Here is a 23,311-nt window from a genome sequence, read left to right as displayed (position 1 = left end):
TACGTAAAACTTGCTGAGTACACCCCCGTACCCCAGCGCCTTTCACGTAGCGCAATGCGGGCTACAGCAGACGGTAATGGGCGTCTGGCTTTATTTTTACCGGTACGACGCTCTCTTTCAGCATCTCCCGCAGATCTATCTCTATCGCATTACAGATGGCGTTTAACGGCAGATCGTTGTCTTCTGTGCCGAACGGATCTTCCAGTTCGGTGGCGATGGCATCTAGCGCCAGTAGGGCGTAGGTAGTGAAAATAGAAAACAGCAGCGTGAGAAAGCCAAAGTCGTGGATCAGCAACAGCGGATAAACTGCGCAGAAAATACCCACTGTACGGTGCAACAATAGCGAGTAGGCGTAGGGAATAGGCGTGTTGCTGATACGCTCGCAGCCGCCCTGAATGGCGCTAATTTGGTTGAGATAGGTATTGAAATTCCGATACACAAATTCATTCGGGCGATGCTGATAAAGCCACTGGCTGATGTTTTGCAATAGTGCGTTACAGGGCGTGGTCAGGTGCTGATAGTCCAGCGCTCTGCATACCGGAACCGGCCCGTGGCGTAGTTTAGATTTGAGCGTCTCGCAGTAGGTGACCATCAAATCCAACACCACTTTTTTTTCCTGCTGGGTGGTTTGGGTCGTCGTCATGATTTCCCGCATCAGCGATCGGTTGACGATTAATAAATCCCCCCACAGCTTACGGGCCTCCCAATAGCGTAGCCAGGCGGTATTGTTGCGAAATCCGAGAAATACCGAGATTGAAATAGAGATCCCGATGAAATAGAACGAGCTCTCTTTGACAATAATTCCGTGGAGGTGCAAGAGCGGCAGCATAAAGAGATATGCGATATTGAGCATGATAAAAAAGCACAGCTGCGGCGATATTTTTCTCATGATGGATCCGCGCCATGAGAACAGCTTTCTAAACCAGGTTTGCTCCGGCCTGACAATCATGATGAAGCCTTATCCTGCGACAGCGCCAGAATGGCGTCATAAATGACCTGCAGACGTTGCAGATAGTGAGCAAAGACGCCGGCTTTATCTTGTACCGAAATGATGCCATCGAGATTGCCCTGTGCATCAATGTGCGAAGGCTGAAGCTCCAGGCCGCTCAACTCATCAGACTCTACCTGAAAATCAATACGGACTTCACCAAAGGTATGCGAGCGGATGATATTGATATTGACGCAACCGAACAGGTTAACGCTGAGGCGGCCTTTCTCACTGGGTTGGATCTGATGGTTGTAGAGACGTTCGGTGGCGGTAATCTGGGTTATCAACTCCATGGAGTAGGTGTTCCAGTATTTATCCATTTTGTTTTTATGATTGAAAATTTGGATGGATTTTTCTTCCAGGGAAGTCGCGCTGTTCATCATGGTTTACTTATCAATAAAGAGTTTGAAAATATCTGATGTAATGGAAGTAACGTGATATGGCGTTATTGGCATTGCATCTACCGGGAGCTTAAATGTCCACGTATACAAAATACCATGGTTTATATGATGGCGCGGCAACTACTGACCGTAAATAATAAGGTAGACGCTGGCTGCCTATTATGGGTTATTTTAATAATCAATGATGAGTAAGCTATTAATATTAGCAATGATGTTAGCGGGCTAATGAATAGGCGTCGCGAGGAAAATATTAACAGGATATTTTCGGTGTTTTATTTCCCACTTGAGTGCGATGAAAAACGATGCATCTCGGCTGCGGGTAAAATAGGGTGCCGGAACGAGGCATGCAGTACGTTCCGACACCGCGGTGGATTAACGGCGTAAATTAATCCAGCTTAATACGTGCGATGCTATCGAGGCCTTTGGTCGAGTAGTCTTTGTTGAAGTCAGTTTTGAGCGTGACGAACAGCGTTTTACCATCGTCGGACAGCAGCAGGCTATTTGGGCGGCTGGTGAAGTCCCAGCTTTGCTTCACGGCGTAACTGGTGGCATCCAGGCGCAACACTTTCTTCGACTCGCGCTGGCTAATGAATATCTCATTGCGCTTCGCGTCAAATTTGATGGCTAACGCGTCGCCATCGATGCGCTTAATCACTTTACCGGTGTGCTCATCGAACACCAGCGTCGTTTTCGCTTTTGAATCGTCGGTGACAAACAGACGGCCGGTTTTCGGGTCTTCCGCCATGTTTAGCAGCAGGTACTCTTTGCCGTCGCCTGGCGTCCAGCGCTGCTCAATTTTGTAGCTCTGCGGGTTGATCACCAGCACTTCGCCAGCGCCGTTGGTGGCGTAGATGCGTTTGGTGAGCGGAGAGTAGATAATCCCGGTAACCCATTTCCCTGCGTTATCGATGCGCCCTTTGAGGGTCATGGTGTTGGCATCCACGATGGAGATAAAGCCAGGCTCTGCTACGCGGCCGATAAACAGCAGACCATCGTGGAACAGCACTTCACGTGCGCCCGTCGGATCGCCATCTTTGTCTTTTTTACCGTCCAACACTAAACGCTGTAGCACTTTACCGCTTTTGGCATCGACCTTCGACACCGCGCCATCCAATGAGTTGGTGGTGTAGAACACTTTGCCATTGTCATCGACGGCCATACCGAAGTTTTTCAGATCCGTGTGGGTGGTGCCTTTGGTGGCGAGAGTGGCCGGGTCGAGACGATAAATCACGCCGCCATTTACATCTTTGAAACTCTGCGCGCTGGCGACAAACAGTGCATTTTCTGCTGACAGATAGGCCATTTCATACAGGCCATCGCCCAGTTCGCGCTGGGTTACGGAAGATGCCGTCTTCAGCGCAGCGGCGCTTTCGACAGGCTGCGCATTATCAGCAGCAGCAGGCAGTGCGGTCAGGGTTAAAGCGGCAACGAGCGCGGCGGAAAGTGCCGTTTTCCGTGGGCTGAATAACGATACCATTCGAAACTCCATCAGTGGATAAGCCATTCCCGAGTGAGGCGAAGCCGCGGCGGGAGTATTTTAATAAGAATGAGAATAATAATTATTTATGTAGAGTGAGCAAGCCCCCCGATCGCGTAGTGCAGGATGAGATCTCCTCGTCGGCATGCTCTTGATGACAATATTTCCCCCAACCAACAGTGAAAATCTTCAGCAATGCGCTGATATAAAAGGAATATACATTTACTTACATTTAACCAATAAAAGCACCTGCGTTATTTAAAGCGAGTAATTATCATTAGCGTTCTCATTTGTCGCCATGCTCGCTTTTTATGCAGGCCAATTGCTTATGGAAAAGCGGGTCATTCCTTGGTGCTGCGGGCGGAAGGGCTTCACTCACAACAACAAGATTTGATGGGAATACTTATGCATTTTTATGGCAGGGAAATAAGCGGCAAACCGCTTACCGTTTTGCTGCTGGCGCTGGCCATTCACGGCTTCGTCCAGCAGGCGTATGCAGAAGAAAAAAGTCAGGAGATGGTGGTATATGGCAGTACGGAAAGTGCCGCTGATGAACAGCAGGACTATGCCGTCAAAACTACTCGCGCAGGGACCAAAATGAATCTGGCACCGCGCGATATCCCGCAGTCCGTCAGCGTGGTCACGCGCCAGCGCATGCAGGACCAGAACCTGCAAACGGTGGATCAGGTACTGACTAACGCCACTGGGATTTCATCACAGCAAATCGACTCCGAACGCTCCTACTACTACTCGCGCGGTTTTGAAATCACCAACTTTTCCTATGATGATATTCCGACCTCAATTGGCGATGCGTGGAACTACGGCGACGCCGCAGAAGATACCGCGATCTACCATCGTATCGAGGTAGTGCGCGGTGCCAATGGCCTGATGACCGGCGCAGGTGACCCAGGTGCAACGGTCAACATGGTGCGTAAGCGTGCGGACAGTAAAACGGCGACCGGCAATATCAGCGCCAGCTACGGAAGCTGGAATACGCAACGCTATGTGGCCGATATCTCGACGCCGCTCAATAGCGATGGCAGTCTGCGCGGACGCGTTGTCACTGGCTATCAGGACCAGGACAGTTGGCTCGACCGCTACCATAAAACCAAGAAATTCCTTTACGGCGTGGTCGATGCCGATCTGACCGACCACACGACCGTATCGCTGGGCTGGGACTACCAGAAAACCAATACCGGTAACCCAACCTGGGGCGGCCTGCCAAGCCTCTACAGCAACGGCACGCGCACGCATTATGATCGCAGCACCAACTCGGCGGCAGACTGGACGCGCTACCAGATTGAATCACGCAAGGTATTCGTTGACCTGACCCATGACTGGGATAACGGTTGGACCTATCGCTTTAACGGCACCCACGGTGAGCAGACCTTCAATGACACGCTGTTGTACGTGATGGGTAATCCGGATGCCGATACCGGCGACGGTGCTAGCGGCTGGGGCAGTAAAGACAAAGGCAAACGTACCATCGACTCTTTCGATACCTATGCCAGCGGGCCGTTCAATTTACTGGGCCGTCAGCATCAGCTAATGGCTGGGGCCAGCTACAGTCGACAGCATAACGCCACCGAAAGTCAGGATGGGCCGATGGATGCCAGCCAGATTGGCATTTTCGACAACAACTGGAACGGTAGCGTCGCGCAGCCGACGTGGGGGGACTGGTATCAGAACGCCAATGATATTGTGCGACAGAAATCAGCTTACACCGCGGCGCGCCTGTCGCTGGCCGATCCGCTGTCGCTGATAATTGGCGCGCGCTATACCCAATACAGTACCGACGGTAGCAGTGGCGATATGCGTAAATACAACATCACGCCATACGGTGGTCTGGTTTACGATTTGACCGAAAGCCTGTCGGCCTACGCCAGCTACACCTCCATTTTCTCACCGCAGACCAAACGTACCGCCAGCGGCACATGGTTGTCGCCGATAACCGGCAAGAACTATGAAACCGGTCTGAAAGCGGATTGGATAGATGGGCGACTGACCACTAACTTTGCCGTATTCCGCATTGAGCAGGAGAATGTGGCCGAAGAAGTGAGCGGCGAGTTCGTGAATGGCGGCAGCGAGCAGGCGTACCGGGCGACCAGTGGCGCGGTAAGTAAAGGGGCCGAGTTTGAGGTCAACGGCGCGGTGACCGATAACCTGCAGCTGACTTTCAGCGCCACGCGCTATGTCGCGACGGACAGCGATGGCCGCTACAACAGCTTTGCACCGCAGACGCAGCTCAAGCTGTTCACCCGCTACCGCGTGCCGGTGATGCCAGCGCTGACCATTGGCGGTGGTGCCAACTGGCAAAACGGCGTCTACAAAGATGTGACCGGGCCGGATGGTGAAACGCAGCGCCTTCGCCAGGGTAGCTACCCGCTGGTGAGTCTGTTTGCCCAGTATCAGGTCACCAAACAGCTGGCGGTACAGGCGAACGTCAACAACCTGTTTGACCGCGAGTATTACTCTTATCTGGATGATTCCGCGGTGTACGGCGAACCGCGCAATGTCTCGGTGAGCATGAACTACTCATTCTAAAACCATACCCCCGGCCAGGCCGGGGGACGCCGCTAGCTGGGCTGTGCCACCTGGCGGCGAATCTCTTCCAGCACCGCGTCGAGAATGAACTGAACGCGCCATGGCTGATATTCGCGTTTACGGTAAATGGCCACCAGATCGAGCCACCACTCATACTGTTCAGCAAAGCACGGCGCGAGTACGCCGCATTGAATGTCAGCCTGCACGCTACTTTTGGGGGCAAATACAATGCCGAGGCCATTGCGAGCCAGCTCGAGCGCCGATTGGTTATTGTCGCAAATGTAATTGCCGGTGACGCGAAAATCGCGGATATCCTCGTTTCCCGCCAGGCTAAAGCGCCAGATATTGGCGTCATCAATCATCATCGAATCCAGCAGAATGCACGAGTGCTGCGTCAGCTCTTCCGGGGAACCAATGGGATGCTGTGCCAGATATTGCGTGCTGGCGTAGGTGCTGACGGCGTATTTGGTAATGAAGCTGGCAACCAGCGATTCGTTTTTGGGCTGGACGCAGGAAATTAAAATATCGCAATCATCGGGAAATTCTGAGCCATCATAAAATGATTTAGGCTCAAGATTAAATGTTTTTAAATAAAGGCTAATATTACCGATGTCTTTAATGGTGTTAATGACATTGCGCGCTAAATAGGCATTGATCATGGTCGGCGAATAGAGGGTGACGCGCCCACTTTTCTCGTGCTTATAATCATCAATGAAATTATTAAGCTGGTTTTCTTTTTCCAGTAAATCGTTCACATAGGGTAGCAGCGACTCACCAAAGCGCGTCAGCGAGAGTTTTCGCGAACTGCGCTCAAAGATCTTTAAGCCAATTTTTGATTCAACATCAGTGAGATATTTGCTTACATTGGCCTGCGCCATGCCGAGCGCAGTGGCAGCGCGGCTGATGTTTTCACTGTCTGCAATCACCGAAATTACTTTTAATTCCTGCGGCTTAATTTGGCTTTTCTTCATCGTCAGGCTCTATATATAAAACGATATAGTGTTATATAAATATTGAGATTGCAGCAATATAAATACGAACATTATCATATTTGACATCAGGATATGATATTAGGTTGGAACAACAGGAATGTCAATTAAGCGTAATGCTACGCTGCTTATGATGCTATCTTTTATTGGTAGTGCGTCGGCAACGGAATTATCTCTCGGGGTGGCGGTAATATATAATGAATCAGCCTATCGCGGATATAATAAAAATACACATGTGGTGCCTATCGGGCATTATGAAAGCGACGCATTCTATGTTCGACAAACCACATTAGGCTACGCCTTATTTAAAGATAAACGTGATGAATTGAGCCTGACGGCATCGTGGGTACCGCTGAATTTTGACCCGGCGGATAACGACGATCGCGCTATGCGGAGGCTGGATAAACGCGACGGCACGGCGATGGCTGGTGCCGCGTGGTATCACCATGAGCAGTGGGGCAGTCTGAAGCTGTCAGCGGCGGCGGATATTCTGGATAACAGCAATGGCTGGGTAGGGGAGTTGACCTATTTCCGCGTGCTGCCCGTGGGTAAATTGTCGATTACGCCTGCGCTGGGGGTCTATTACTACGACGCAAGCTTTAACCGTTACTACTACGGTGTGTCGGGCGCGGAGTCCCAGCGCAGCGGTTTGTCCCCGTGGTCGCCCGAAAGCAGCTGGATGCCGTATGTGGGATTAACGCTGAAATACCCGCTTACCCGCAATCTGGTGCTGCTGGCGAATGCCTCCTACAGCGTGCTGCCAGATGAAGTCAAAAACAGCCCGATGGTTGACCGGGATGACAGTTTTACCCTGCTGACCGGCGTGAGCTGGCGCTTTTGATGGCAATTGCCAACAGAATACCGACATAAAAAAGCCAGACCGCGGTCTGGCTTTTTTGTTTTATCTCGTCGCGCGGGCTTAACGCATGGTCACAAACTCTTCCGCCGCCGTTGGGTGAATCGCCACGGTGTTGTCGAAGTCTTTCTTGGTTGCGCCCATTTTGAGCGCCACGGCGAAGCCTTGCAGCATTTCATCCATCCCGAAGCCGATACCGTGAATGCCGACAATTTTCTCATCCGGACCGACGCAAACCAGCTTCATACGGCACGGCTGGCGGTGTGAGGTCACGGCGGTATACATGGCAGTGAAGGACGATTTATACACCTTCACGGCGTCGTCACCGTACTGCTCACGCGCCTGTGGCTCGGTTAAACCCACGGTGCCAATTGGCGGGTGGCTGAAGACCACGGTCGGAATATTGCTGTAGTCCAGGTGCTCGTCCGGTTTGTTGTTAAACAAGCGCTCGGACAGGCGACGGCCCGCGGCCACTGCGACCGGCGTCAGCTCAACGGCTCCGGTGTTATCGCCCACGGCATAAATTCCTGACACGTTGGTGTTCTGGAACTTATCTACCACGATATAGCCTTTATCGTTGGTTTTTACGCCGGTTACCGCCAGGTTGAAATCATCGGTAGCCGGTTCACGGCCAATCGCCCAGATCAGGCAATCAACGGTCTGGCTGCGGCCATCTTCCAGCTCCAGCGTCAGGCTACCATCGGCATTTTTCACCACGGCTTTTGGAATGGCGTTGGTATGCAGCTGTGGGCCTTCGGCGTTCATCACTTCGACCAACGTCTCAACGATCAGCGGATCAAAGGTACGCAGCGGCGCGTGTTTACGCACGAACAGGTGCGTCTCCGCGCCCAGGCCATTAATCACCCCGGCCAGCTCAACGGCAATATAGCCTGCGCCGACGACCGCAACGCGTTTTGGCAGCGCGGGTAGCTCGAAGAAACCGTTAGAGTCGATACCGAACTCGACGCCAGGAATATTCGGGTGGCTTGGACGGCCACCGGTAGCGATCAGAATGTGATCAGCGGTGATCGTTTCGCCGTTTACTTCGATGGTTTTCGCATCAACGAAGCGGGCAAAACCTTTAATCACGTCGACCTTGTTCTTACCCAGTACGTTGTCGTAGGAGGTATGAATACGGTCGATGTAGGCGGTACGGCTGGCGATAAGACGGTCCCAGTCGAAGTTATTGATGGTGGCGTCGAAACCGTAATCCGGGCCATACAGGTGGATGGCTTCGCGAATTTGCGCGGCATGCCACATCACTTTCTTCGGGACGCAACCGACGTTGACGCAGGTACCGCCAAGGTCTTTGGCTTCAATCAACGCGCACTTCTGGCCGTACATGGCCGCACGGTTAATCGAGGCGATACCGCCGCTGCCGCCGCCGATGGCGATGTAGTCGTAATGTTTGGTCATGGCCGCTCCTCAAACGTTCAATGTCGGACGGGTGAGCGTCATGCCCACCGTCAAAATACTCGCGATTGTATACCTGAAATTAATAGGTTCCACCGATGTCTGCGATTACTCCGGCACAATCCAGTTGACCAGCGTATGGCCGATACCGGTCGGTACCAGTTTGCTGTGCAGCCACGGCAGAACGTTATTCATCTGCGCTTCGAGCTTCCACGGTGGGTTGATCACAATCATCCCGGAAGCGGTCATGCCGCGCTGATCGCTGTCGGGACGAACCGCCAGCTCGATCTGCAGAATTTTGCGAATGCCGGTGGCCTCAAGGTCTTTGATCATGCGCTTGATCTGCGCGCGCAGTACCACGGGATACCACAGCGCGTAGGTGCCGGTAGCAAAACGTTTGTAGCCTTCGTGAATACCGGCAACTACCGCCTGATAGTCGCTTTTAATTTCGTACGGCGGATCGATAAGGATCAGGCCGCGGCGAGAAGCCGGTGGCAGTTTGGATTTAAGCTGCTGGTAGCCATCGGCTTTTTCCACACGCGCACGATTGTCTTTCTGGAACTCAGAGCGCAGCAGCGGGAAATCGCTTGGGTGCAGTTCAGTCATCTGCAGGCTGTCCTGCTCGCGCAGAAGCTGGCGGGCAATCAGCGGTGACCCCGGATAGTAGCGAAGCTGGCCGCTGCGGTTGAAGTGCTCCAGCACGGAGATGTACGGCTTGAGCTCTTCCGGCAGATCGTCTTGTTGCCAGATACGAGAAATGCCTTCCAGGTATTCACCGGTACGCTCGGCGTGCTCGCCGCTCAGTTGGTAGCGGCCAGCACCGGCGTGGGTGTCCAGATAAAGAAACGGTTTTTCTTTCTCTTTGAGTGATTCAATGATCAGACTCTGAACGGTATGTTTTAGGACGTCGGCGTGGTTGCCAGCGTGAAAGCTGTGGCGATAACTGAGCATGGATGCAGAGATTCCGGGAATTAAACAAGATAACCCACAGTTTACCGCAGATCCGCTCAGATTACCGCTGTACTACGACGTCGTTTCTATTGTGGCAATAATGTTGCAAAACATGACCGTGTCATAAAAACGTCAAGCAGTAGGATTAGCGTCAACGGCAGGCAAGGTAATTGTTTGAATAAAAGGAAAAATAATGAAACTGCAAATCACGCTATTGGCATCGGCGCTGGTGCTGGCGCTGCCGGTACTGGCAAAAGACGTTTCGGTGTCTCAGGCGGGGGCAATCGCCAACAGCGTCACGCCGACGGCGGAGCGCCCGGCATTTGATGCGCTGGAAGGCCAGTCGCTCACCGCGCTGCGTGCGGCGCTAAAAGGCTCTGCTGCCGTGCTCAGCCGCGACCGGTTAGAGAGCGCGAAACAGAGCAAAACGCAGGCCGACAAAGCCTGGCTTAAAGCCAGCGGCTATGATTTCCAGGCCAAAACCAATCAGCAGGCCGGAATCGAACTGCTCTCGGCTTTCAGCACGCTGCCGGAAACGGTGGTAAAGCAGAACCTCGCGACGGTCACCGACATTAACCGCGATGCCAGCCAGAGCGCGCGCCATCAGGCGCTGGCCGATGCCGAAGGCATCAACTATCTCTACTTCCTCAGCGATGCGATGGGGCCGCGGCTGGGCAAAGCGTTTATCGCCGCCTACGACAAAGGGGAATTGAGCAAAGCGGCGGCGCTGATTAAAGCTTCAGAGGTCAGCACCGGGGCGGCAAAAAAACACTTCAACAATCCGCGGCCATTCCTTATCCAGGGCAATACCATTCACCTGGTCCCGGATGACGTGGTGGTGAAAGATAACCACCCTTACAGCGCGGATGCGGGCTCGTTCCCCAGTGGCCACACCAATACCGGCTATACCGACGCGCTGCTGATGGCGCAGATGATCCCAGAGCGCTTCGATGCGCTGGTCACCCGCGGTGCGCGCTATGGCTATTCGCGTATTGTTCTTGGTGTCCACTATCCGTTGGATGTGATGGGCTCTCGCATGGTGGCAGAGCGCAATGTGGCCCACTACCTGAACGATGCAAAATACCGCGCGCTGTTTAATGAAGCGCGCGATCAGCTGCGCACGGCGCTGGAAAAAGAGTGTGGTACAACGCTTGCCGAATGTGCGAAAACGGCGGGCAAAGATGACCCGTATCGCGACCCGGCGATGCGGAATTTCTATCATTTTACAATGACTTATGACTTGCCGCAGCACAAAGGCGAAAAGCAAACGCTGACGGTGCCGGATGGGGCAGAAGTTCTGCTGGAGGCGGCGCTGCCAAACCTTTCAGCGGCCCAGCGCCGCGCGTTGATGGTGAAAACAGCGCTCCCGGCGGGCTACCCGCTCTCCGGGACGACCGCCGATCAGCAGTTCTGGCAGCGCGTGAACCTGCCTGCCGCTTACCAGATGGCGAAAAAAGCGCATTAATCTAGCGTAGATAGTTGAGCGAGGGCGGTACCGGCTGCGGTATCGCCTGTTTTAACCCCTGATACAGCGTATCGATGGCCGGTGCATGGGGTGTCCCCTTCGGCCACACCAGCCAGTAGCCGTCGCCTGTCGCTACTGCCTCGTTAAACGGCAGCGCCAGCAGGCCGCTGGCAATGGCTTCGAGACTTAACAGCAAATCGCCAACCGACACGCCGTGGCCGCCGATGGCCGCCAGATAGCCGTGCTCAAGGGTATCGAACACTTTACCGTGCGCGGTATTGAGAGCGTCGTGCTGCTGCGTCCGCTTGAGCCAGCGCCGCCAGTCCCGCCGGTCGGGGGAGGGATGAATCAACTCACAGCTCGCGATTGCGTTTCGTGCTTTATCGACGAGCGTGGGTGAGCAGATAGGCACCAGCCACTCGTCGAACAGCAGGCGGCCCTCAGTGTCCGGGCCAAAATGCCCATCACCGAGCAAAATCGCACAATCGTATGGTTCACGCTTAAAGTCCACCGTATCGGTATCCATCCAGACGCTGGCCAGCTCGACCGGCGGCGTCGGGTGGTTTTTTAGCGCCGCTAATAGCCAGCGCAGCGTGAGCGTGGAGGGGGCTTTTAGGCGCAGCTCCTGGCGTCGGCGGGCAAATGCCTCGCAGGCGAGCTCCAGGCTATGAAACCCCTCGCCGAGCTGGGCGGCGAGAACGCGACCAGTCGCGGAAATCGCCACGCGCGGCCCGTGGCGGCTGAAAAGTTCGCAATCAAACCACTGCTCCAGCGTGCGGATATGACGGCTGATGGCTCCGGGCGTGACGTTGAGCAATTCGGCGGCTTTGCTGAATGAGCCTAAGCGGGCAGCGGCTTCAAAGGCGCGCAGGGCATACAGAGGGGGTAAGGGCATGGGATTGCCTATGTTGAGTTTTACTCACATTGAAGCGCAGTTTTTTACGTTTTTCAACGCGCGCTTCCCTCCCTAATAATGGCGGCCACTGTTTGTCTTATTGAAGGCTTAACTGGATGAATGTCCCCCTGCTGACGGCCTATATGCTGGCCGTCTTACTGCTGCTCATTACCCCTGGCCCCGTGGTGGCGTTGATTACGGCAACCGCCGCGCGCGATGGCCGACGTCGTGCGTTTGCCACGCTAGTGGGCACCAATTCGGCCTCGCTGGTGCTGATGCTGCTGGCGATGTTGATGCTGTTGGGTGTGGTGGCGCTATCGCCCACTTACCTGTCCCTGCTGGGCATTGTCGGTTCGCTTTATATTGGCTGGAGCGCGCTGGGCGGGCTGATGAACCAGCCCCAGCCTTGCGAGGCGGTGAACCATCGTGGCGGCATCATCAAAGGCTTTCTGACTGGGATTGCCAACCCGAAAGATATCCTGTTCTTCGTGGCCTTTTTCCCACAGTTTATCGCCGTGACCGATGATTTCACCCTCAGTATGGTGACGCTATCGCTGGTGTGGACGGTTTTTGATGTGCTGGTGCTGTCGCTGTACATTCTGGCGGTGACGCAGTGGCTACCAGGACGGTATCATCGCCGTCTGGAATGGCTTTCATCGCTGATTTTGCTGGCTATCGCAGCGGTCGGTCTGTTCTACAACGTGGGCGAAATGAGTACCTACTATCATTGAAATTCCCCCAACTATCCCCCATTCTAGATCTATCGCTAAAGCGCCGCTGAGCGCTTCATTTCTTTCTTAGACCAGGACTGCGCATATGACCAATCCATTACTGACCCCCTTCGAGCTGCCGCCGTTTTCCCAGATTCAGCCAGAACATGTTGTGCCTGCCGTCACTAAGGCGCTGAACGACTGTCGTGAAAATGTGGAACGTGTCGTCGCGCAAGGGGCGCCGTATAGCTGGGAAAACCTCTGCCAGCCGCTGGCGGAAGTGGACGATGTGCTGGGGCGGATCTTCTCGCCGATTAGCCACCTGAACTCGGTCAAAAACAGCCCGGAGCTGCGTGAAGCCTATGAGCAGACGCTGCCGCTGCTGTCTGAGTACAGCACCTGGGTTGGGCAGCATGAAGGTCTGTACAAAGCCTACCGCGACCTACGCGACGGCGATAACTACGCGACGCTGAGCGTGGCGCAGAAGAAAGCGGTGGATAACGCACTGCGTGATTTTGAACTGTCCGGCATTGGTTTGCCGAAAGAGAAACAGCAGCGCTACGGTGAGATCGCCACCCGCCTGTCGGAACTTGGCAACCTCTACAGTAACAACGTGCTCGACGCGACCATGGGCTGGACCAAGCTGGTGACCGATGAGTCAGAACTGTCCGGTATGCCGGAGAGCGCACTGGCTGCGGCCAAGGCACAGGCGGAAGCCAAAGAGCAGGAAGGGTATCTGCTGACGCTGGATATCCCGAGCTACCTGCCGGTCATGACCTACTGCGACAATCAGGGGCTGCGTGAAGAGCTATACCGCGCCTACTCGACTCGTGCTTCCGATCAGGGGCCGAACGCCGGTAAATGGGATAACAGCCCGGTCATGGAAGAGATCCTCGCGCTGCGCCACGAGCTGGCACAGCTGCTGGGCTTCGAAAGCTATGCCTTTAAATCTCTGGCGACCAAAATGGCCGAGAACCCGCAGCAGGTGCTCGACTTCCTGACCGATTTGGCGAAACGCGCTCGTCCGCAGGGTGAAAAAGAGCTGGCCCAGCTACGCGCTTTTGCCAAAGCCGAATTTGGCGTTGATGACCTGCAGCCTTGGGATATCGCTTACTACAGCGAAAAACAGAAACAGCATCTGTACAGCATCAGCGATGAGCAGCTGCGCCCATACTTCCCGGAAAACAAAGCCGTTAACGGCCTGTTTGAAGTGGTAAAACGCATTTACGGTATCACCGCCAAAGAGCGTACCGACGTCGACGTCTGGAATCCGGAAGTGCGCTTCTTCGAGCTGTACGATGAGCAGAATGAACTGCGCGGTAGCTTCTACCTTGACCTGTACGCGCGCGAACACAAACGCGGCGGGGCGTGGATGGATGACTGCGTCGGGCAGATGCGCAAGCTGGATGGCACGCTGCAAAAACCGGTTGCCTATCTGACCTGTAACTTTAACCGTCCGGTTAGCGGCAAACCGGCGCTGTTCACCCACGACGAAGTGATCACTTTATTCCATGAATTTGGCCACGGTCTACACCACATGCTGACCCGCATTGAAACCGCAGGCGTGTCCGGCATTAGTGGGGTACCGTGGGATGCCGTCGAGCTGCCAAGCCAGTTTATGGAGAACTGGTGCTGGGAGCCGGAAGCGCTGGCGTTTATCTCCGGCCACTATGAAACCGGCGAACCGTTGCCAAAAGAGCTGCTGGATAAAATGCTGGCGGCGAAAAACTACCAGGCGGCGCTGTTCATCCTGCGTCAGCTGGAGTTTGGCCTGTTCGATTTCCGTCTGCACGCCGAATTCAGTCCACAGCAGGGGGCAAAAATTCTGGAGACGCTTGCCGAGATTAAAAAGCAGGTTGCCGTGGTACCTGGCCCAAGCTGGGGCCGCTTCCCGCACGCCTTCAGCCACATCTTTGCTGGTGGCTACGCGGCGGGCTACTACAGCTATCTGTGGGCTGATGTGCTGGCGGCCGACGCCTTCTCCCGCTTTGAAGAGGAAGGTATCTTTAACCGCGAAACCGGGCAGTCGTTCCTCGATAACATCCTGACCCGCGGCGGTTCTGAAGAGCCGATGGCGCTGTTCAAACGCTTCCGTGGCCGTGAGCCGCAGTTGGACGCGATGCTGGCGCATTATGGGATTAAAGGCTGATTATTCGCGTGAAAATCTGCTTAATGGATGAAACGGGCGCCGGAGACGGCGCCTTATCTGTTCTTGCCGCTCGCTGGGGGCTGGAGCAGGACGATGACAACCTGATGGCGCTGGTGATGACGCCGGAACATCTTGAGCTGCGTAAACGCGATGAGCCAAAGCTTGGCGGCATATTTGTTGATTTTGTCGGTGGTGCGATGGCGCACCGCCGCAAATTTGGCGGTGGTCGCGGCGAAGCAGTAGCGAAAGCCGTAGGCGTCAAAGGTGACTATCTGCCGGATGTGGTGGATGCGACGGCTGGGCTGGGGCGCGATGCGTTCGTCCTGGCTTCGGTAGGCTGTCACGTGCGGATGCTGGAACGTAACCCGGTGGTGGCGGCACTGCTCGACGATGGTCTGGCGCGCGGTTATGCCGACCCGGAAATCGGCGGCTGGTTGCAGGAACGCCTACAGCTCATTCACGCCTCCAGTCTGACGGCGTTAACCGATATCACGCCGCGGCCGCAGGTGGTCTATCTTGACCCGATGTTCCCGCATAAGCAGAAAAGTGCGCTGGTGAAGAAAGAGATGCGTGTGTTTCAGTCGTTGGTGGGGCCGGATTTGGATGCCGATGGGCTGCTGGCGCCGGCGCGCCAGTTGGCGACCAAACGGGTGGTGGTGAAACGCCCGGATTACGCGCCGCCGTTGGCAGACGTGGCCACGCCGAATGCGGTGGTGACCAAAGGGCATCGCTTTGATATTTATGCCGGGACGGCGGAGTGAATTTCCCCTCACCCTAACCCTCTCCCCACAGGGGAGAGGGGATCGTTCAGAACGGGCTGTGGGCTGGGGTGAGGGCAACAGCAAGCGCCACTGCCCCTTATCGCTTAAACAAACGGCGCGTACGGATCCGCCATGTCAAACGCCGCCTTTCTCTCCGCTTTCGGCGGGTAAATCAGCTCGCTGACAATCGATACCTTCAGTTTTTTCGCCTCTTCGCGGGTCAGTTTCACCTGCTGATCCCAGCCTTCAGAGTACACCGCACCCCATGCGCCCAGATCCAGACAGGTGACGTACATCTCCTGACGATACGGGAGCGGCTCGACGTCCAGCAGGCTTGCCGCCGCATTGCTACCGGCAAATTTACCCAGCAAAATCGCATGTTGGCAGGTCATCAGCGCATGATTGCCTTTGTCATCGGTCGCCGCGTAGGCCACGTCTCCGGTGGCATAGATATCTTCGTGGCCCTGTACCTGGAGATTGCTGTTCACGTGCAGACGGCCCTGACGGTCGCGCGGCGCGTCAATCTGTGCGGTCAGGCCGCTCGCCTGGACACCAACTGTCCAGATGACGGTCTGTGACGTGATGACCTGACCGTCCTTGAGCGTTACGCCAGAGGCATCAACGCTTTCCACTTCGGCATTCACCAGCCACTCAACGCCCAGCTCGGCTGAGGCTTCGATAATCACATCGCGCAGTTCTTTGCTCCAGCGACCGCCTGGTTGCGCACCGCGTTCAACTACGACCACTCTGGTCTTAGCATCGGCACCCAGAATTTCACGTAGACGGCCCGGCAGTTCCAGCGCCATTTCAATCCCGGTAAAGCCACCGCCGCAGACCACGACGGTATTGCGAGCGTCGCTTTCTGGCTGATTGGCTAGATCCAGCAGGTGTTGTTCCAGCACGCTGGCGCTTTCCAGCTGATCGAGATCGAAGGCGTGCTCTGCGGCACCCGCGACCATATCGCGATTGACGTGGCTGCCGCTGGCCAGAACCAGACGGTCGTAGCGACGCAGACGGACTTCACCGCTGTCATCTTTCCAGCTTACCTCTTTGGAGGCGGGAAGAATTTGTTCAACGGTACCGCGCAGGAATTTAACGCCCGTCACATCGAACAGCGGCTGCAGCGGAGCAACCAGCGTCTGCACGGCGCTTTCATAAAAACGTGGACGCACGCGCAGCTCGGGCTGTGGCGCAATCACCGTAATATCAATGGACTGCTGGTTAATTTCCGCCAGGCGCGCGGCGCTCAGGGCTGCCCACATACCGGCAAAGCCAGCACCGACGATCAGAATTTGTTTACGCATTGCTTTTTCTCACTGGTGACTACGATTTGTTGACTCGGATTTTATTTGTCGTAGTTAAGAATTGCAATGCGGATCCACATTTAATGACAAAGTTGTGCGGTGATTTTTGGTTATCTGATTGATATTTAATTAGTTAAAATTTTGATTGAATTGAAGCTATGTTGACCGTATGGCATCTGTTAGCTGAAAAAGATACAATTAACTCAGATTAATTTTGGCTGAGATAAAAGCATGGCATTCTACAGTTCTGGGGTTGAGTACGGCATTCATAGCTTGATGTGTATGGTGGACAGCAAAGGCGACGCCCGCGATATGAGCGTGCGTGAAATCGCTGAGCTGCAAAGCGTGCCTTACGACTACCTGGCCAAAATTTTCACCCGCCTCTCTAAGGCCGGGCTGGTACGCAGTATCGAAGGCAAGGGCGGCGGTTTCCAACTGGCGAAACCTGCCGAGCACATTACGGTGCTGGACGTGGCGAATGCGATTGATGGCGATAAGCGTATTTTTGAGTGCCGCGAGATTCGCCAGCGCTTAGCAGTTTTTGACGAGCAGCCGCCCGAGTGGGCCTGTGAAGGCATATGCGGCGTGCGTTCGGTGATGGATATGGCGCAGCAGCGTATGGAAGAGGCGCTGGGGCAGCATACGATTCTCGATCTGGCGCGCAAAATGTATCGCAAAGCACCGGATGAATTTGTTATTGAAGTGCAGGAGTGGATTGCCGCGCGAAAAGCGTAGCGCTGCCTGACAAAACGCCCGCAAAAGCGGGCGTTAGCATCATGTGCGCAGCGGCTTATTCTTCTTCGTCGTCGCGCAGCGGGACAATCAGCATATCGACGTGGACGGTGTTGATCAGCTGGCGTGCAGAAGACATCAGCTTACTCCAGAAATCCTGGTGGTGACCGCAAACAACCAAGTCCATATCGTATTTCTTAATGGCATCAACCAGTACCTGGCCCAGATCGCCGCTGCCGCTCAGGGTTTCAGTGATTGGATAGCCGGCACCCGTGGAGAGTTCGCTCAGCGCGTGGTGAGTCTCTTCGGAGATGCGTTTTTGCATATCCCCCAGGTTAACGTCGATAAGACCGGTATACAGGTCTGAATAGTTCACATCAACGTGAATCAGGGAGACTTTGGCATTGTAAGGGCGAGCCATAGATACCGCTTTTTCGACCAGTACTTTGCTTTCTGGTGAAAGGTCGACGGCAATGAGTATGTGTTTGTAAGCCATGGTGTTACTCCTTCCATAAAGTTGTCGATGACTGTTGGACCAGACAGCCCATACGCTGTCCCTTGCCCGCGTCCTGCGTGCAACATGCGCGGGGTTTGCCATTAAAGACCTAATTGTAGTAGATATTTCTACCTTATCTTGGCCTTTAGGCGCCGTCAATCCATCCGGTTCGCCAATTAGTTAAACAAATTATTCCATTCTACGTATTGATAACGATTAACCTTGTGGTAAAAAATTTAACTGATCTCCTACACTATTAAATGAGCCGATCGAATATTTAAACGTGATCGGTATCGCACTCTTTTACTGAGCCGTTGGTTGGATATGGGGAAGCGGGATGTTCCTGGAGAGGTCTTTGGGAACTGGTCGCCGGGGAGGCGTTATGATCAGCACGATTGCGCTGTTTTGGGCCCTGTGTATCGTTTGTGTTGTGAATATGGCACGTTATTTTTCATCACTGCGTGCATTATTGGTTGTACTACGTGGTTGCGATCCCTTGCTTTATCAGTACGTTGATGGTGGCGGTTTCTTTACCTCCCACGGCCAGCCTGGCAAGCAGGTGCGCCTGGTCTGGTACATATACGGACAGCGCTACCGCGATCATCATGACGACGAGTTTATCCGTCGCTGCGAGCGGGTGCGTCGGCAGTTTATTTTAACCAGTTCCCTCTGCGGACTGGTGTTGATTAGCTTGATTGGCCTGATGATTTGGCACTGAGCAAAAAAAAACGGGCCAGTTTCCTGACCCGTTTTTTTTGCGCCTGACGCTTAGATAAGCTTCAGGGACAGCCAGTACAGCACGCCGGACAACAGGATTGATGCCGGTAATGTGAATACCCAAGCCATCAGGATGTTGGTCACGGTTTTTCTTTGCAGACCACCGCCGTCAACCACCATGGTACCCGCCACGGAGGACGACAGTACGTGGGTGGTGGATACCGGCATCCCGGTATAGCTCGCCAGGCCGATGGAGACTGCAGAGGTCATCTGTGCCGCCATACCCTGTGCGTAGGTCATGCCTTTCTTACCGATTTTTTCACCGATAGTGGTTGCGACGCGACGCCAGCCGATCATCGTACCCACGCCTAACGCCAATGCTACGGCCATAATAATCCAGATTGGCGCGTACTCGATGGTGCTCAGCATGTCGGTTTTCAGCTTTTTCAGCAGACGCTGGTCGTCAACATTCACTTCCGGCATCTTCGCCACTTTATCAGTGGTATCAGAGATGCAAAGCATAATGCGGCGCAGCTGGCCACGCTGTTCAACGGAGAGCTTATCGTAGCTTTCAATGTTGGCCAGCATCGCTTTAGTGCGGTCGAGCGCGTTGATGGTATTCGCTGGGTGACAGTGGAACTCCACCGCCGCCATCGCTTCCGGCGTCAATTTCTCAGCGCTGTCGGCCACTTTTTGCAGCAGCTCAGGGCGTTGCTGGAAGAAGGTTTCAACGTTGTTGACCGCATCGCGGGTACGGGTAATTTCGTAACCGGAAGCGTTCATATTGACCACGAAACCTGCCGGTGCAACTCCAATCAGCACCAGCATAACCAGACCAATGCCTTTCTGACCGTCGTTGGCGCCGTGGGAGAATGCCACGCCAATCGCCGAGAGGATCAGTGCAATACGGGTCCAGAATGGCGGCTTTTTCTTACCGTCTTTCTTTTCACGTTCAGCAGGAGTCAGGTGGATACGGGCGCGTTTTTTGGTACCGCTCCAGTAACGACGCAGCAGGAAAATCAGACCGCCAGCGACGACCAGACCCACGATTGGCGAGATGATCAACGACGCGAAAATGTTAATCACTTTCGGGATGTTGAGTGCATCAACCACTGACGTGCCGGTCATCAGCGCATTGGTTAAACCAATACCGATGATAGCGCCGATCAGCGTGTGGGAACTGGACGCAGGCAGACCGAAATACCAGGTGCCGAGGTTCCAGATAATGGCAGCCAACAGCATGGAAAAGACCATGGCGAGGCCGTGCGCGGAGCCCATATTGAGCAGAAGATCCGTCGGCAACATATGCACAATGGCATAGGCTACACTCAGACCGCCCAACAGAACGCCGAGGAAGTTAAAGATTGCCGCCATAGCAACCGCAAGCTGCGAGCGCATGGCGCGGGTGTAAATTACGGTAGCAACTGCGTTAGCCGTATCATGGAAGCCGTTAATGGCTTCATAGAATAGAACGAACACAAGTGCCAAAACTAACAACAGCCCGGTATGTAAATCCAGGCCAGCGAACAAATGTAACATAGGACGTTACGCCATTTTGAGGACATGAACGCGCGGCATTATCAGGGACTTTGGCAGCGCGGGCAAAGTGAAATCTCTATTTTTTTTGATAATTATCCGCACCTTGTCAGCGAGTGCAAATAATTATTTCCATTGTATCAATCAGATAAGTCGGCTTTGTGGATATTTCACTGGTATGACATCCATGAAAAATTTACACTTCCCGACAATACCTATGTTGAGGATAGTGCGTGGAAAGGTTTGATGCCATTGTAGTGGGTGCCGGAGCGGCGGGAATGTTTTGTGCAGCCATGGCCGGGCAGTCAGGACGTCGTGTTTTGCTGCTGGATAACGGCAAAAAACCGGGGCGTAAAATCCTTATGTCCGGAGGCGGACGCTGCAATTTCACTAACCTTTATGTCGAACCCGCGGCCTATCTCAGCCAAAACCCGCATTTTTGCAAATCTGCGTTAGCGCGATACACCCAGTGGGACTTTATCGACATGGTCGGTAAGCACGGCATTGCCTGGCATGAAAAAACGCTGGGCCAACTGTTCTGCGATGATTCCGCCGAACAGATTGTCACGATGCTGGTGGCCGAGTGCGAAAAAGGGAAGGTGACCACTCGTCTGCGCAGTGAAATCCTCAGCGTGACTCAGGATGATGCGGGCTACACCCTTCAGCTTAACGGTGACGTTGTGGCCGTAGATAAGCTGGTTATTGCCAGCGGAGGCCTGTCGATGCCGGGCCTGGGGGCGACGCCATTCGGTTATAAAATTGCAGAGCAATTCGGGCTGAAGGTGTTGCCAACCCGCGCAGGTCTGGTGCCGTTTACGTTGCATAAACCGATGCTGGAACAATTCCAGGTTTTGTCCGGCGTCTCCGTGCCGTCAACGATAACCGCTGAGGACGGCACGCTTTTCCGCGAAAGCCTGCTTTTCACCCACCGCGGGCTTTCTGGCCCGGCAGTGCTGCAAATTTCCAGCTATTGGCAGGCGGGGGAGTTTGTCAGCATTAACCTGCTGCCCGACGTTGATCTTGCCGACTTCCTCGACGTGCAGCGGGCTGAGCATCCAAATCAAAGCCTGAAAAACACCCTGGCGATGCAACTGCCAAAACGTCTGGTAGAGTGCCTGCAGCAGCTTGGGCAAATCCCAGACGTCATGCTCAAACAGCTCAACGTACGTGAGCAGCAAACGCTGGTCGATACGCTGACGAACTGGCGCGTGCAGCCAAATGGCACCGAAGGCTACCGTACGGCGGAAGTCACCCTCGGCGGCGTTGATACCAATGAGCTTTCCTCGCGCACGATGGAAGCGAAGAAAGCGCGGGGTCTGTATTTTATCGGTGAAGTGATGGACGTGACCGGCTGGCTTGGTGGCTACAACTTCCAGTGGGCGTGGTCGAGCGCCTGGGCCTGCGCGCAGGCGCTGGCCGAGTAAACGCGCTATCTCTCCTGCTGGCTAAACAGCGCCAGCAGCATTTCGACCTGTTCGTCGAGCGGGGCTAAATCCTGTTTGACGATCAGATGCAGCGGGGTGGCGCGCCTGGATCCATGATTTAACGGCAGGGGCTTTAATATCCCCTGCGCCAGCTCCGCCTGAATTCGCTCCTCCGGCAGCCAGCCATAACCTACCTGATACATCACCGCGTCGATCGCAGCATCAATCGTGGAGAAGGTCCATGCATCGCGGCCTGCCTGACGATCGCTGTCGCTTTCGGCAATGCGAATCAGCGGCCACGGGCGCAGCAGCTCATCGTTGAGCGGCCCTGGCTGACTGAATAAAGGGTGGTCGCGATGGGCCACGGCGACAAAATCAATATTCATAAGCCATTCCCCGCGCCCGGTGATGTCCTGACGGCGCGTCAATACCATGACATCGGCTTCGGTCTGGGCGACGTCATTCCCACTGGCATTCTCCAGTACTTCGGTGAGTCGTACCTGAGTCTGCGGGTAGCGTTGCTGAAACTGGCGCAGGATGGCAAACAACCGCTGGCGGGGGAAAATACTGTCGACCACCAGATCTAACCGGGTACGCATCCCCTCACGCAGGGTAGCGGCGCGGGTCTCAACGCGACTAAAGGCTTTGAGCAGCGGCTTCACCTGGCCCAGCAGCAGCTCACCCGCTGGGGTTAATACGGCCCGCCGGCCTTCCGGAACCAGCAGCGCAACGCCCAGCCGTTCTTGCAGCAAGGCGAGGTTATAGCTGACCGACGATTGGCTGCGGTTTGTCTGCTCTGCAGCTTTGGCAAAGCTACCCAGCTCCACCACTTTTTCCAGCAGCGCCCATTGTTCCAGGGTCGTTTTGTGCATGATTGATTCAAAAATTAGATGAATTTCATTAAAACATAGCGTTATTCATTCGCTTTTTAAAGCAATAAGATCTCTGCATCGACACAAGGAGATTTCATTATGAGCAACTTTGATAAACATGATTTGAGCGGTTTTGTGGGTAAACATCTGGTCTATACCTATGACAACGGCTGGAACTACGAAATTTACGTCAAAAACGACAGCACTCTGGACTACCGTATTCACAGCGGCATCGTGGCTAATCGCTGGGTGAAAGATCAGCAGGCGTACATCGTGCGCGTTGGCGAAAGCGTCTACAAAATTTCCTGGACCGAACCGACTGGGACCGACGTGAGCCTGATCGTCAATCTGGGCGACAAACTGTTCCACGGTACGATCTTCTTCCCGCGTTGGGTGATGAATAACCCAGAGAAAACGGTGTGTTTCCAGAATGAGCATATTCCGCTGATGAACGCCTATCGTGATGCGGGGCCTGCCTATCCGACAGAAGTGATTGATGAATTTGCGACAATTACCTTCGTGCGTGACTGCGGTGCCAATAACGATAACGTGATCAACTGTGCCGCCAGTGAATTACCCAAAGATTTTCCCGCTAATTTGCATTAATTGTTAAGTGCGGCTACATGCATTA

The 23,311-nt window shown here is 54.3% G+C and carries 21 protein-coding genes; 10 read left to right on the top strand and 11 right to left on the bottom strand.

Features of this window, described 5'->3' with window-relative positions:
* Positions 1 to 61 precede the first annotated feature (61 nt).
* From KCR01S_RS10345 to KCR01S_RS10335, 3 genes are all read right to left on the bottom strand, one after another.
* Positions 62 to 889 carry a bestrophin family protein gene (locus KCR01S_RS10345; protein ID WP_233269651.1) on the bottom strand — a complete coding sequence of 276 codons (828 nt, stop codon included), beginning with the start codon at positions 887 to 889 and terminating at the stop codon, positions 62 to 64.
* Positions 890 to 945: 56 nt separating this feature from the next.
* Positions 946 to 1,368, bottom strand: coding sequence for a hypothetical protein (locus KCR01S_RS10340; protein WP_265094849.1), 423 nt, complete (start codon positions 1,366 to 1,368; stop codon positions 946 to 948).
* Positions 1,369 to 1,774: 406 nt separating this feature from the next.
* Positions 1,775 to 2,866, bottom strand: a complete 1,092-nt coding sequence (locus tag KCR01S_RS10335) for a YncE family protein (protein WP_061282631.1) — start codon at positions 2,864 to 2,866, stop codon at positions 1,775 to 1,777.
* Between the two features lie 405 nt (positions 2,867 to 3,271).
* Here KCR01S_RS10335 and fhuE point away from each other — a divergent pair, with 405 nt between their 5' ends.
* Entirely contained in the window at positions 3,272 to 5,410 is a 2,139-nt protein-coding gene (fhuE, locus tag KCR01S_RS10330) for a ferric-rhodotorulic acid/ferric-coprogen receptor FhuE (protein ID WP_167348824.1), read from the top strand.
* 32 nt (positions 5,411 to 5,442) lie between these two features.
* Here fhuE and KCR01S_RS10325 read toward each other — a convergent pair whose 3' ends face one another.
* Positions 5,443 to 6,381, bottom strand: coding sequence for a LysR family transcriptional regulator (locus KCR01S_RS10325; protein WP_061282629.1), 939 nt, complete (start codon positions 6,379 to 6,381; stop codon positions 5,443 to 5,445).
* Positions 6,382 to 6,499: 118 nt separating this feature from the next.
* Here KCR01S_RS10325 and KCR01S_RS10320 point away from each other — a divergent pair, with 118 nt between their 5' ends.
* Positions 6,500 to 7,240 (top strand): MipA/OmpV family protein, encoded by a 741-nt coding sequence (locus KCR01S_RS10320; protein WP_061282628.1) that lies wholly within the window; start codon positions 6,500 to 6,502, stop codon positions 7,238 to 7,240.
* A gap of 78 nt (positions 7,241 to 7,318) precedes the next feature.
* Here KCR01S_RS10320 and gorA read toward each other — a convergent pair whose 3' ends face one another.
* Together gorA and KCR01S_RS10310 are read right to left on the bottom strand one after the other, a co-directional pair.
* On the bottom strand, positions 7,319 to 8,671 hold the full coding sequence (gene gorA, locus KCR01S_RS10315; RefSeq protein ID WP_061282627.1) for a glutathione-disulfide reductase: 1,353 nt from the start codon (positions 8,669 to 8,671) through the stop codon (positions 7,319 to 7,321).
* A gap of 105 nt (positions 8,672 to 8,776) precedes the next feature.
* Positions 8,777 to 9,619, bottom strand: a complete 843-nt coding sequence (locus tag KCR01S_RS10310; RefSeq protein ID WP_061282626.1) for a 23S rRNA (adenine(2030)-N(6))-methyltransferase RlmJ — start codon at positions 9,617 to 9,619, stop codon at positions 8,777 to 8,779.
* Positions 9,620 to 9,812: 193 nt separating this feature from the next.
* On the opposite strand from KCR01S_RS10310, the gene KCR01S_RS10305 reads away from it, so the two are divergent.
* Positions 9,813 to 11,084, top strand: a complete 1,272-nt coding sequence (locus KCR01S_RS10305; protein WP_061282625.1) for an acid phosphatase — start codon at positions 9,813 to 9,815, stop codon at positions 11,082 to 11,084.
* Between the two features lies 1 nt (position 11,085).
* Here KCR01S_RS10305 and KCR01S_RS10300 read toward each other — a convergent pair whose 3' ends face one another.
* Positions 11,086 to 11,979: a LysR family transcriptional regulator gene (locus tag KCR01S_RS10300; RefSeq protein ID WP_061282624.1), complete on the bottom strand. Its 894-nt coding sequence runs from the start codon at positions 11,977 to 11,979 to the stop codon at positions 11,086 to 11,088.
* 116 nt (positions 11,980 to 12,095) lie between these two features.
* Here KCR01S_RS10300 and KCR01S_RS10295 point away from each other — a divergent pair, with 116 nt between their 5' ends.
* The 3 genes from KCR01S_RS10295 to rsmJ all read left to right on the top strand — a co-directional run bounded on the left by KCR01S_RS10295 (position 12,096) and on the right by rsmJ (position 15,599).
* Entirely contained in the window at positions 12,096 to 12,710 is a 615-nt protein-coding gene (locus tag KCR01S_RS10295; RefSeq protein WP_061282623.1) for a LysE family translocator, read from the top strand.
* Between the two features lie 85 nt (positions 12,711 to 12,795).
* Positions 12,796 to 14,838 carry an oligopeptidase A gene (gene prlC, locus KCR01S_RS10290; RefSeq protein ID WP_061282622.1) on the top strand — a complete coding sequence of 681 codons (2,043 nt, stop codon included), beginning with the start codon at positions 12,796 to 12,798 and terminating at the stop codon, positions 14,836 to 14,838.
* A gap of 8 nt (positions 14,839 to 14,846) precedes the next feature.
* Complete coding sequence (rsmJ, locus tag KCR01S_RS10285; protein ID WP_061282621.1) at positions 14,847 to 15,599, top strand: 16S rRNA (guanine(1516)-N(2))-methyltransferase RsmJ; 753 nt, start codon at positions 14,847 to 14,849, stop codon at positions 15,597 to 15,599.
* A 104-nt stretch (positions 15,600 to 15,703) separates the two neighbouring features.
* On the opposite strand, the gene KCR01S_RS10280 is transcribed toward rsmJ, so the two are convergent.
* Positions 15,704 to 16,903: an NAD(P)/FAD-dependent oxidoreductase gene (locus KCR01S_RS10280; protein WP_061282620.1), complete on the bottom strand. Its 1,200-nt coding sequence runs from the start codon at positions 16,901 to 16,903 to the stop codon at positions 15,704 to 15,706.
* A 231-nt stretch (positions 16,904 to 17,134) separates the two neighbouring features.
* On the opposite strand from KCR01S_RS10280, the gene KCR01S_RS10275 reads away from it, so the two are divergent.
* A complete protein-coding gene (locus KCR01S_RS10275; protein ID WP_061282619.1) occupies positions 17,135 to 17,638 on the top strand; it encodes an RrF2 family transcriptional regulator in 504 nt (167 codons plus the stop codon).
* A 55-nt stretch (positions 17,639 to 17,693) separates the two neighbouring features.
* Here KCR01S_RS10275 and uspA read toward each other — a convergent pair whose 3' ends face one another.
* The gene (gene uspA, locus KCR01S_RS10270; protein WP_035894835.1) at positions 17,694 to 18,131 is read right to left on the bottom strand and encodes a universal stress protein UspA; all 438 of its coding nucleotides are present in this window, start codon (positions 18,129 to 18,131) and stop codon (positions 17,694 to 17,696) included.
* Between the two features lie 382 nt (positions 18,132 to 18,513).
* Between uspA and uspB the strand changes: the two genes are divergently transcribed.
* Positions 18,514 to 18,849: a universal stress protein UspB gene (uspB, locus tag KCR01S_RS10265; RefSeq protein ID WP_052282906.1), complete on the top strand. Its 336-nt coding sequence runs from the start codon at positions 18,514 to 18,516 to the stop codon at positions 18,847 to 18,849.
* Positions 18,850 to 18,899: 50 nt separating this feature from the next.
* On the opposite strand, the gene pitA is transcribed toward uspB, so the two are convergent.
* Positions 18,900 to 20,387: an inorganic phosphate transporter PitA gene (pitA, locus tag KCR01S_RS10260; protein WP_061282618.1), complete on the bottom strand. Its 1,488-nt coding sequence runs from the start codon at positions 20,385 to 20,387 to the stop codon at positions 18,900 to 18,902.
* 230 nt (positions 20,388 to 20,617) lie between these two features.
* Here pitA and KCR01S_RS10255 point away from each other — a divergent pair, with 230 nt between their 5' ends.
* Complete coding sequence (locus KCR01S_RS10255) at positions 20,618 to 21,808, top strand: BaiN/RdsA family NAD(P)/FAD-dependent oxidoreductase (RefSeq protein ID WP_061282617.1); 1,191 nt, start codon at positions 20,618 to 20,620, stop codon at positions 21,806 to 21,808.
* A gap of 5 nt (positions 21,809 to 21,813) precedes the next feature.
* Here KCR01S_RS10255 and KCR01S_RS10250 read toward each other — a convergent pair whose 3' ends face one another.
* A complete protein-coding gene (locus tag KCR01S_RS10250) occupies positions 21,814 to 22,680 on the bottom strand; it encodes a LysR family transcriptional regulator (protein WP_061282616.1) in 867 nt (288 codons plus the stop codon).
* A 96-nt stretch (positions 22,681 to 22,776) separates the two neighbouring features.
* On the opposite strand from KCR01S_RS10250, the gene KCR01S_RS10245 reads away from it, so the two are divergent.
* Entirely contained in the window at positions 22,777 to 23,286 is a 510-nt protein-coding gene (locus KCR01S_RS10245; RefSeq protein ID WP_061282615.1) for a phenolic acid decarboxylase, read from the top strand.
* Positions 23,287 to 23,311: the final 25 nt, after the last annotated feature.

Origin of the sequence: Kluyvera cryocrescens NBRC 102467 (assembly GCF_001571285.1) — a bacterium.
GTDB classification, from domain to species: domain Bacteria; phylum Pseudomonadota; class Gammaproteobacteria; order Enterobacterales; family Enterobacteriaceae; genus Kluyvera; species Kluyvera cryocrescens.
Note: the sequence above shows the minus strand (reverse complement) of the source record. Positions and strands in the feature narration are given on the sequence as shown.

What these genes read in the sequence shown, in the direction of transcription:
- pitA (WP_061282618.1), bottom strand. Translation starts at nt 20,387, where the DNA reads ATGTTACATTTGTTCGCTGGCCTGGATTTACATACCGGGCTGTTGTTA.
- gorA (WP_061282627.1), bottom strand. Translation starts at nt 8,671, where the DNA reads ATGACCAAACATTACGACTACATCGCCATCGGCGGCGGCAGCGGCGGT.
- prlC (WP_061282622.1), top strand. Translation starts at nt 12,796, where the DNA reads ATGACCAATCCATTACTGACCCCCTTCGAGCTGCCGCCGTTTTCCCAG.
- uspA (WP_035894835.1), bottom strand. Translation starts at nt 18,131, where the DNA reads ATGGCTTACAAACACATACTCATTGCCGTCGACCTTTCACCAGAAAGC.
- KCR01S_RS10340 (WP_265094849.1), bottom strand. Translation starts at nt 1,368, where the DNA reads ATGAACAGCGCGACTTCCCTGGAAGAAAAATCCATCCAAATTTTCAAT.
- KCR01S_RS10320 (WP_061282628.1), top strand. Translation starts at nt 6,500, where the DNA reads ATGTCAATTAAGCGTAATGCTACGCTGCTTATGATGCTATCTTTTATT.
- KCR01S_RS10310 (WP_061282626.1), bottom strand. Translation starts at nt 9,619, where the DNA reads ATGCTCAGTTATCGCCACAGCTTTCACGCTGGCAACCACGCCGACGTC.
- KCR01S_RS10335 (WP_061282631.1), bottom strand. Translation starts at nt 2,866, where the DNA reads ATGGTATCGTTATTCAGCCCACGGAAAACGGCACTTTCCGCCGCGCTC.
- fhuE (WP_167348824.1), top strand. Translation starts at nt 3,272, where the DNA reads ATGCATTTTTATGGCAGGGAAATAAGCGGCAAACCGCTTACCGTTTTG.
- KCR01S_RS10325 (WP_061282629.1), bottom strand. Translation starts at nt 6,381, where the DNA reads ATGAAGAAAAGCCAAATTAAGCCGCAGGAATTAAAAGTAATTTCGGTG.
- KCR01S_RS10305 (WP_061282625.1), top strand. Translation starts at nt 9,813, where the DNA reads ATGAAACTGCAAATCACGCTATTGGCATCGGCGCTGGTGCTGGCGCTG.
- KCR01S_RS10275 (WP_061282619.1), top strand. Translation starts at nt 17,135, where the DNA reads ATGGCATTCTACAGTTCTGGGGTTGAGTACGGCATTCATAGCTTGATG.
- KCR01S_RS10250 (WP_061282616.1), bottom strand. Translation starts at nt 22,680, where the DNA reads ATGCACAAAACGACCCTGGAACAATGGGCGCTGCTGGAAAAAGTGGTG.
- KCR01S_RS10345 (WP_233269651.1), bottom strand. Translation starts at nt 889, where the DNA reads ATGAGAAAAATATCGCCGCAGCTGTGCTTTTTTATCATGCTCAATATC.
- KCR01S_RS10295 (WP_061282623.1), top strand. Translation starts at nt 12,096, where the DNA reads ATGAATGTCCCCCTGCTGACGGCCTATATGCTGGCCGTCTTACTGCTG.
- uspB (WP_052282906.1), top strand. Translation starts at nt 18,514, where the DNA reads ATGATCAGCACGATTGCGCTGTTTTGGGCCCTGTGTATCGTTTGTGTT.
- KCR01S_RS10280 (WP_061282620.1), bottom strand. Translation starts at nt 16,903, where the DNA reads ATGCGTAAACAAATTCTGATCGTCGGTGCTGGCTTTGCCGGTATGTGG.
- KCR01S_RS10300 (WP_061282624.1), bottom strand. Translation starts at nt 11,979, where the DNA reads ATGCCCTTACCCCCTCTGTATGCCCTGCGCGCCTTTGAAGCCGCTGCC.